Consider the following 8,635-nt stretch of genomic DNA (forward strand, 5'->3'; position numbering starts at 1 on the left):
GATCAGCGCTTCGGCCAGCTGCTGCATGGAGAGCCGCCGGTCCATCGACGTCTTCTGGATCCAGCGGAACGCGGCCGGCTCGGAGAGGCCGTAGTCGGTCTGCAGGATGCTCTTCGCGCGGTCGACCAGCTTGCGGGTCTCCAGCCGCTGGGCCAGGTCCGCGACCTCGTTCTCCAGTGCGCGCAGCTCGGCGAAGCGGGAGACCGCCATCTCGATCGCGGGCACCACGTCGCTCTTGCTGAACGGCTTCACCAGGTACGCCATCGCACCGGCGTCGCGGGCCCGCTCCACGAGGTCGCGCTGCGAGAACGCGGTGAGCATGAGGACCGGAGCGATGGACTCCTCGGAGATCTTCTCGGCGGCGGAGATTCCGTCGAGCACCGGCATCTTGACGTCCAGGATGACCAGGTCCGGACGGTGTTCCCGGGCCAGCTCGATGGCCTGCTGGCCGTCTCCGGCCTCACCGACGACCGCGTACCCCTCTTCCTCCAGCATCTCCTTGAGATCCAGACGGATGAGCGCTTCGTCCTCGGCGATGACGACGCGGGTCGTCAGCGGCGGAACGTGCGACTTGTCGTCGTCGACGGCGTCTGCGGGCTCGGGCGACTCGGGCGTGGTCACGGGGGCTCCTCGGTAAGGACAGGGGTACTGCTCCCAAGAGCCTACCTAGCTGCGGTATGGTGGATCATCAGCGGGTCGACATTAACCTTCGATTCTGCGAGCCCCGGTAGTCCAATTGGTTAGAGACAATGGATTCAAAACCCATACAGTGTCGGTTCGAGTCCGACTCGGGGTACTTTTCCTTCATTTCGAAGGCGCGCGCATATTCATGGAACGTCACCTGATCTGAGTACGGATCAATGACTTGCGCGCCCATCCCGCGTCTTCCGGCAAAGCTCGTTCCCATGTACGACCTGGGAACCCGAAAGCACGCCCTGGCACTGTTGGCACAGGGCCGCAGCCTCAACTCCGTGAGCAGGCTCACCGGCGTCTCCCGCTCCGCCATCCGCTCCTGGCAAACCCGCCTCGAACCGCTCGACCCCGCCCGCGCGGAACCCTGCCCCCGGTGTGCCCCCGCACCCACCGCGGTCGAGCCCTCCGCCGCGTACGCCTATCTGCTCGGCCTCTACCTAGGGGACGGCTGCCTCAGCGCGGCGCGACGCGAGGTGTACGCCCTGCGCATCGCATGCGCCGACGCCTGGCCGGGGCTCATCGACGCCTGTGCCGACGCCGTGCGGCAGGTCCGCCCCGCGAACAAGGTCATGCGGGTACGAGCCGCCGGATGCCAGTACGTCACCTCGTACAGCAAGCACTGGCCCTGCCTCTTCCCCCAGCACGGCCCCGGCAAGAAGCACGAGCGCCGCATCGCCCTCGAACCCTGGCAGCGCGAGATCGTCGCCGCGCACCCCTGGGAGTTCGTGCGCGGGCTGGTCCACTCGGACGGCTGCCGCGCCACGAACTGGACGATCCGGACCGTCGCCGGGGTGCGGAAGCGGTACGAGTACCCGAGGTACTGGTTCACCAACGTCTCGGACGACATCCGGCGGCTCTACACGGACACGCTGGACGCGCTCGGTGTGGAGTGGACGCACTGCGACCGGGCCGGGCGGCGGTACAACGTCTCCGTCGCCCGACGGGCGTCCGTCGCGCTCATGGACGCGCACGTCGGGCCGAAATACTGAGAGCTGCCCCCTGGGAGAGGACTACTTCGGGCTGTCGTCCTCGCCGACGTGGTGCACGCGGACGAGGTTGGTGGAGCCCGCGACGCCCGGCGGGGAGCCGGCCGTGATGACGATGACGTCGCCCTTCTCGCAGCGGCCGATCCGCAGGAGCTCCTCGTCGACCTGGGCGACCATCGCGTCGGTGGACTCGACGTGCGGGCCGAGGAAGGTCTCCACGCCCCAGGTGAGGTTGAGCTGGGCACGGGTGGCGGCGTCGGGGGTGAAGGCCAGGAGCGGAATGGGCGAGCGGTAGCGGGAGAGCCTCTTTGCGGTGTCGCCGCTCTGGGTGAACGCCACGAGGAACTTCGCGCCGAGGAAGTCGCCCATCTCGGCGGCCGCGCGGGCGACGGCACCGCCCTGGGTACGGGGCTTGCTGCGGTCGGTGAGTGGCGGGAGGCCGGCCGCGGCGAGGTCCTCCTCGGCGGCTTCGACGATGCGGGACATGGTGCGCACGGTCTCGATGGGGTGCTTTCCGACGCTGGTCTCGCCGGAGAGCATCACCGCGTCGGTTCCGTCGATGATCGCGTTGGCGACGTCGGAGGCTTCGGCCCGGGTGGGGCGGGAGTTGTCGATCATCGAGTCGAGCATCTGGGTGGCGACGATGACGGGCTTGGCGTTGCGCTTGGCCAGTTTGACGGCGCGCTTCTGGACGATCGGGACCTGCTCCAGGGGCATTTCGACGCCGAGGTCGCCGCGGGCGACCATGATGCCGTCGAACGCGGCGACGATGTCGTCGATGTTCTCGACGGCCTGAGGCTTCTCGACCTTGGCGATGACGGGGAGGCGGCGGCCTTCCTCGGTCATGACGCGGTGGACGTCGACGATGTCCTTTCCGCTGCGCACGAAGGAGAGGGCGATGACGTCGGCGCCGATGCGCAGGGCCCAGCGGAGGTCGTCGACGTCCTTCTCGGAGAGGGCGGGGACGGAGACGGCGACGCCGGGGAGGTTGAGGCCCTTGTGGTCGGAGACCACTCCCCCTTCGAGGACGGTGGTCCGCACGCGGGGGCCGTCGACCGAGGCCACCTGGAGCGCGACGCGGCCGTCGTCGACGAGGATGCGCTCGCCGGGAGTGACGTCGGCGGCGAGGCCGTCGTAGGTGGTGCCGCAGATGTTCTTGTCGCCGTCGGCGAGAGGCTCGACGGTGATGGTGAAGGTGTCTCCGCGTTCAAGGAGTACGGGGCCTTCGCGGAAACGCCCGAGGCGGATCTTCGGGCCTTGGAGGTCGGCGAGGATGCCGACGCTGCGGCCGGTCTCCTCGGAGGCTTTGCGGACGTGGTGGTACCGCTGTTCGTGCTCGGCGTGACTTCCGTGGCTGAGGTTGAAGCGGGCGACGTCCATTCCCGCTTCGACCAGGGCTTTGATCTGGTCGTACGAGTCGGTCGCGGGGCCCAGGGTGCAGACGATTTTCGCTCGGCGCATGTTTCGAGCCTAAACCTTACCTACGGGTAGGCAATTGGCCCCGCATGACCGTGCAACATCCTTTCGGTTAAGGGATGTTGACAGGTGTTGAATTGCGCGGGCGGCCGCTCCGATGAGCGTTTTCGGGGCGGCCGACAGGGCCTCCGGGAAACTCGTGGCGCCTTTCGGCAGCTGAAAAATCGACCGGATGTTCCGTCAGGGACAGCGGTTCGTGCGCAGACGGTCACCAGATCGAAATGTGAACAGGGTGTTCTGCATGCGCCGACTGCGTCAGAATCTACGCGCGTCATGAACGGGGAACGAGCCGGCCCGGCGCCGGTCGCCCACGTCGTCCGATTGAACGAGGAGTAACGAGAGATGCCGTTGAACCGCAGGACGTTTCTGGGCCGTTCGGCAGCCGCGGGTGCGGGTGTCGCACTGGCGGGCGGAGTTGTCGCGGGAGAGGCCCAGGCCGCCGCGCCGTCGAGCCACGGGCCCGGACACGGACACGGGGAGAGCCACGGGAAGCGGTACTCGTTCACCGTCATGGGGACGACGGACATGCACGGCAACGTCTTCAACTGGGACTACTTCACGGACAAGGAGTACGACGACGCCGCGCACAACGACGTCGGCCTGGCGAAGATCTCGACGCTGGTGGACCAGATCCGCAAGGAGCGGGGGCGGGGCAACACGCTGCTGATCGACGCCGGTGACACGATCCAGGGCACCCAGCTTTCGTACTACTACGCGAAGATCGACCCGATCACGGCGAAGCGCGGTCCGGTGCACCCGATGGCGCAGGCGATGAACGCGATCGGTTACGACGCCGCCGCGCTCGGAAATCACGAGTTCAACTACGGCATTCCGGTGCTGCGCAAGTTCGAGGAGCAGCTGGACTTCCCGCTGCTCGGCGCGAACGCGCTGGACGCGAAGACGTTGAAGCCGGCGTTCGCCCCCTACGTGATCAAGCGCGTGCGCACGCCGCACGGCAAGGACGTGCGCGTGGCGGTGCTGGGTCTGACGAACCCGGGGATCGCGATCTGGGACAAGGCGAACGTGAGCGGGAAGATGGTGTTCCCGGGTCTTGAGGAGCAGGCGGCCCGCTGGGTTCCGAAGCTGCGTTCGATGGGTGCGGACGTCGTGATCGTGTCGGCGCACTCGGGTACGTCGGGTACGTCCTCGTACGGTGACCAGATCCCCTACGTGGAGAACGCGGCCGGTCTGGTGGCGGAGCAGGTGCCGGGGATCGACGCGATCCTGGTGGGTCACGCGCACTCGGAGATTCCCGAGTACTTCGTGACGAACAAGGAGACGGGCAAGCAGGTCGTTCTCTCGGAGCCGGCGAAGTGGGGCCAGCGTCTGACGCTGTTCGACTTCGACCTGGTGTGGGAGAAGGGCCGCTGGACGGTCGAGAAGGTCGGCGCCCAGGTGCTGAATTCGAACACGGTGGCCGAGGACAAGAAGATCACCCGGCTCCTGAAGGACGAGCACACGAAGGTGGTGGCCTATGTGAACCAGGTCATCGGCACCTCGGTCTCGGCGATGACCACGGCGAGCGCGCCGTGGAAGGACGAGCCGATCATCGACCTGATCAACCACGTCCAGGCGGAGACGGTGAGGGCGGCTCTGGCGGGCGGGGAGTTCGCGTCGCTGCCGGTGCTGTCGCAGGCGTCGTGCTTCTCGCGTACGGCCTCGATCCCGGCGGGCAACGTCACGATCAAGGACGCGGCGGGTCTGTACCCGTTCGAGAACACGCTGGAGGCGCGGGTCATCACGGGTGCGCAGGTGAAGGACTACCTGGAGTTCTCGGCCCGGTACTACGTGCAGACGGCGGTGGGTGCCGCGGTGGACACCTCGAAGCTGACGAACGCGAACAGCACGCCGGACTACAACTACGACGCGCTGTCGGGCGTGACGTACGACATCGACATCGCGAAGCCCGCGGGTTCGCGGATCGTCGGGCTGTCGTTCGAGGGCGCGGCGATCGACCCGGCGGCGAAGTTCGTGCTGGCGGTGAACAACTACCGGGCGAGCGGCGGCGGCAACTTCCCGCACGTTCCGGGTGCGCAGCAGGTGTGGGCGAACTCGGACGAGATCCGGAACACGATCATCGCGTGGGTGACGGCGAAGGGTGAGGTCGACCCGGCGGAGTTCGCGACGGTCGGCTGGCGTCTGACGCGGGACGGCGTGCCGGTTTTCCAGTCGTGAGGGTGTCTAGTCGTGCCGGTGTTCTAGTCGTGCCGGTGTTCTAGTACTGGTTCTCCGGTACTGGCCTTCCAGGGTTTTCGGTACGTGTACGTGGGTGGGGCGGTCGCTCCGGCTTTCGGGCCGGGGTGGCCGCCCTTTCGCGTGGTGTGCCGGTGGGCGGGTCAGGTGTTCTGGCGCAGGGGGGCGGTGCGCGGGTTCTGCGGAGGGACTGCGGGGTGGGGGGTGAGGCCGAAGGTGGTGAAGGCGGTGCGGTCGGGGAGGGGGTAGGGGGTGGTGCCGGTGAGGTGGTTGAGGATGGTGGCGCTGCGGTGGGCGGCGAGGCCGAGGTCGGGGGCGCCTACGCCGTGGGTGTGGCGTTCGGCGTTCTGGACGTAGATGTTGCCGGTGATGGCGGGGTCGAGTTCCAGTCGGTGGTGGAGGTCGACGCGGGGACGGCCCGTGGTGTCGCGGCGGATGTGCGGGGCGAGGGCGGTGAGGAGGGTGTCGAGGGGGCGTTCGCGGTAGCCGGTGGCGAGGACGACGGCGTCGGTGGTGTGGCGGGTGCGGGTGCTCTGCTCGATGTGTTCGAGGTGGAGTTCGATGCGGTTTCCGGTGAGGCGGCCCGCGGTGCGTACCCGGACTCCGGGGGTGAGGGTGGCGTCGGGCCAGCCTCCGTGGAGGGTGCGTCGGTAGAGCTCGTCGTGGATGGCGGAGATGGTGTCGGTGTCGATGCCCTTGTGGAGTTGCCATTGGCGGGTGACGAGGTGGTCTCGGGTCTCTTCGGGGAGGCCGTGGAAGTAGCGGGTGTAGTCGGGCGTGAAGTGTTCGAGGCCGAGTTTGGAGTATTCCATCGGCGCGAACGCGGGGGTGCGGGCGAGCCAGTGGAGCTTTTCGTGGCCGTGGGGGCGGGCGCGCAGCAGGTCGAGGAAGATCTCGGCGCCGGATTGCCCTGAGCCGATGACGGTGATGTGTCCGGCGGTGAGGAGTTCGTCGCGGTGGTCGAGGTAGTTGCCGGAGTGGATGACGGGGAGGTCCTCGGCTGCGGCGAGGGGCTGCAGCGGGGCGGGGACGTGGGGTGCGGTGCCGATGCCGAGTGCGATGTGGCGGGTGTGGGCGCGGCCGAGGGCTTCGGCTTCGCCGTCGGGGTCGAGTTGGGTGAAGTCGACTTCGAAGAGGGCGCGTTCGGTGTTCCAGCGGACGGCGTCGACCTGGTGGCCGAAGTGGAGTCCGGGGAGTTGGTGGGTGACCCAGCGGCAGTAGGCGTCGTATTCGGCGCGTTGGATGTGGAAGCGCTCGGCGAAGTAGAAGGGGTAGAGGCGGCCCAGGGTGCGGAGGTAGTTGAGGAAGGTCCAGGGGCTGGTGGGGTCGGCGAGGGTGACGAGGTCGGCGATGAAGGGGACTTGGAGGGTGGCGCCGTCGATGAGGAGGCCGGGGTGCCAGTGGAACGCGGGGCGTTGTTCGTAGAAGGCGGTGGTCAGCGGGGCTTGGGGGTTTCGGGGTTCCTGGGGCCGGTGGACGTGGTGGGCGAGGGCGGCGAGGGAGAGGTTGAAGGGGCCGATGCCGATGCCGATGAGGTCGTGGGGCTGGTCGGTGGTGGGGGTGGGACGGTCGGTCATCGGTGGGTGGGGCCTTCCGTGAGTTCGGTGTCGGGGCGGGCGGAGTGGGCGAGGCGGGTGACGTGGGCGAGGAGGCCGGTGAGGTCGGCGGAGGTGGTGCGGGGGTTGAGGAGGGTGACTTTGAGCCAGAGCCGGCCGTCGGCGTGGGCGCGGCCGAGGACGGCCAGGCCCCGGTCGAGGAGGGTGCGGCGGAGGGTGGCGACGGTGTGGTCGTCGGCGTCGGTGGGGCGGAAGAGGACGGTGCTGATGGTGGGGGGTGCGTGGAGTTCGAGGCCCTGGGTGCGGGTGATGAGGTCGGCGAGGTGGTGGGCGGCGGCGATGGTGCGGTCGATGAGGTCGGCGAGTCCGTCGCGGCCGAGGGCTTGGAGGGTGACGGCGATTTTGAGGGCGTCGGGCCGGCGGGTGGTGCGCAGGGAGCGGCCGAGTGTGTCGGGGATGCCTGCTTCGGTGTCGTCGTCGGCGTTGAGGTAGGGGGCGAGGTGGTGGAGGGGCTGGAGGTGGTGGTGGCCGGGGACGGCGAGGATGCCGGCGGGGGCCGGCTGCCAGCCGAGTTTGTGCAGGTCGAGGGTGACGCTGTGGGCGCGGTGGATGCCGTGGATCTTGGTGCGGTGGGTGGGGCTGAGGAGGAGGGTTCCGCCGTAGGCGGCGTCGATGTGGAGTTCGGCGCCGTGGGTGTCGCAGAGGTCGGCGATGTCGGTGAGGGGGTCGATGGCTCCGGTGTCGGTGGTGCCCGCGGTGGCGGTGACGAGGTGGGGGCCGGGGGTGGTGGTGAGGGCGTGGTGGAGGGCGGTGAGGTCCATGACGCCGGTGGGGGCGGGGACGACGTGGGGTGCGGGGAGGCCGAGGAGCCAGGCGGCGCGGGCGATGCTGTGGTGGGCGTTTGCGCCGTGGAGGGTCTGTACGGGGCCGTGGCGCTCGCGGGCGAGGAGGAGGGCGAGTTGGTTGGCTTCGGTGCCGCCGGTGGTGATGACGGCGTCGGGGCGGGGGTGGTGCGGGTAGATCTCGCGCGCGAGTGTGGTGGTGAGTTCGGCTTCGAGGGTGGTGGCGGCGGGTGCCTGGTCCCAGGAGTCCATGGAGGGGTTGAGGGCCGAGGCGGCGAGGTCGGCGGCTGCGGCGAGGGCGAGGGGCGGGGTGTGGAGGTGGGCGGCGCAGTGGGGGTGTGCGGGGTCGGCCGCGCCTTCGGCGAGGGCGGTGACGAGGGTGGTCAGGGCGTGGTGGGCGCCGGTGCCTTCGTCGGGGAGCAGGGGGCCGATGGCGTGGCGGGTGCGGGTGGTGGTGGCGGTGGGGCCGCCGGCGGGGAGGGGACCGGCGCGGCGGGTGGCGCCTTCGTGGAGTGCGGCGAGGACGGTGTCGAGCAGGGGGCGGAGGTGGTCGGGGCCCGCGGTGCCGCCGGCGAGGGGTGGAGTGGTGGACATGGATGGGGGCTGCCCCTTCGGTGGTGTGGTGGCGGTGGACATGCGGGCGCCCCTTCGTTCTGTACGTCCCTTGGGCCGCTCGGTCCAACGATGCCGACCCTAAAGGGGTATGGGAGTGTGTCGCGGCGCACGCGTACGTATTCCCCATCGCTGCACGGGAGTTCGAACCAGACCGATGCGCGCGGACGGGGTGGCGGACCTACGTGGCGCACCAGCCTTTCCGCCCAACTCATCTTCTGAAACCGGGCAGTTGAGATGCCCGATACGCACCGCGCCCGGCTCCCCCCGATGGGGG

Annotated in this window: 6 protein-coding genes and 1 tRNA gene; 3 read left to right on the forward strand and 4 right to left on the reverse strand. The window is 69.0% G+C overall.

Annotated features, from left to right (window positions below; translation table 11 throughout):
• Positions 1–621 (reverse strand): ANTAR domain-containing response regulator (locus ACFWEP_RS26900; RefSeq protein WP_387373679.1); only part of this gene is annotated, 621 nt, incomplete at its 3' end.
• 100 nt (positions 622–721) lie between these two features.
• Between ACFWEP_RS26900 and ACFWEP_RS26905 the strand changes: the two genes are divergently transcribed.
• Together ACFWEP_RS26905 and ACFWEP_RS26910 are read left to right on the forward strand one after the other, a co-directional pair.
• A tRNA-Leu gene (locus ACFWEP_RS26905) sits at positions 722–796 on the forward strand.
• Between the two features lie 109 nt (positions 797–905).
• Positions 906–1,682, forward strand: a complete 777-nt coding sequence (locus tag ACFWEP_RS26910; RefSeq protein ID WP_387373681.1) for a transcriptional regulator — start codon at positions 906–908, stop codon at positions 1,680–1,682.
• Positions 1,683–1,703: 21 nt separating this feature from the next.
• Here the strand turns inward: ACFWEP_RS26910 and pyk are convergent, their stop codons facing one another.
• On the reverse strand, positions 1,704–3,140 hold the full coding sequence (gene pyk / locus ACFWEP_RS26915; protein WP_387373683.1) for a pyruvate kinase: 1,437 nt from the start codon (positions 3,138–3,140) through the stop codon (positions 1,704–1,706).
• Positions 3,141–3,497: 357 nt separating this feature from the next.
• Here pyk and ACFWEP_RS26920 point away from each other — a divergent pair, with 357 nt between their 5' ends.
• The gene (locus ACFWEP_RS26920; protein WP_387373685.1) at positions 3,498–5,330 is read left to right on the forward strand and encodes a bifunctional metallophosphatase/5'-nucleotidase; all 1,833 of its coding nucleotides are present in this window, start codon (positions 3,498–3,500) and stop codon (positions 5,328–5,330) included.
• 161 nt (positions 5,331–5,491) lie between these two features.
• Here ACFWEP_RS26920 and ACFWEP_RS26925 read toward each other — a convergent pair whose 3' ends face one another.
• Together ACFWEP_RS26925 and ACFWEP_RS26930 are read right to left on the reverse strand one after the other, a co-directional pair.
• On the reverse strand, positions 5,492–6,925 hold the full coding sequence (locus ACFWEP_RS26925; protein ID WP_387373686.1) for a lysine N(6)-hydroxylase/L-ornithine N(5)-oxygenase family protein: 1,434 nt from the start codon (positions 6,923–6,925) through the stop codon (positions 5,492–5,494).
• Positions 6,922–8,382: a pyridoxal phosphate-dependent decarboxylase family protein gene (locus tag ACFWEP_RS26930; RefSeq protein WP_387373689.1), complete on the reverse strand. Its 1,461-nt coding sequence runs from the start codon at positions 8,380–8,382 to the stop codon at positions 6,922–6,924. The genes ACFWEP_RS26925 and ACFWEP_RS26930 overlap by 4 nt, the downstream gene beginning before the upstream one ends.
• Positions 8,383–8,635 lie beyond the last annotated feature (253 nt).

The sequence above is a fragment of the Streptomyces sp. NPDC060198 genome, assembly GCF_042728415.1.
Classification (GTDB): domain Bacteria; phylum Actinomycetota; class Actinomycetes; order Streptomycetales; family Streptomycetaceae; genus Streptomyces.

Bases quoted from the DNA above. Each gene is read 5' to 3' on its own strand.
- ACFWEP_RS26930 (WP_387373689.1), bottom strand. From the start codon at position 8,382: ATGTCCACCGCCACCACACCACCGAAGGGGCAGCCCCCATCCATGTCC.
- ACFWEP_RS26925 (WP_387373686.1), bottom strand. From the start codon at position 6,925: ATGACCGACCGTCCCACCCCCACCACCGACCAGCCCCACGACCTCATC.
- pyk (WP_387373683.1), bottom strand. From the start codon at position 3,140: ATGCGCCGAGCGAAAATCGTCTGCACCCTGGGCCCCGCGACCGACTCG.
- ACFWEP_RS26910 (WP_387373681.1), top strand. From the start codon at position 906: ATGTACGACCTGGGAACCCGAAAGCACGCCCTGGCACTGTTGGCACAG.
- ACFWEP_RS26920 (WP_387373685.1), top strand. From the start codon at position 3,498: ATGCCGTTGAACCGCAGGACGTTTCTGGGCCGTTCGGCAGCCGCGGGT.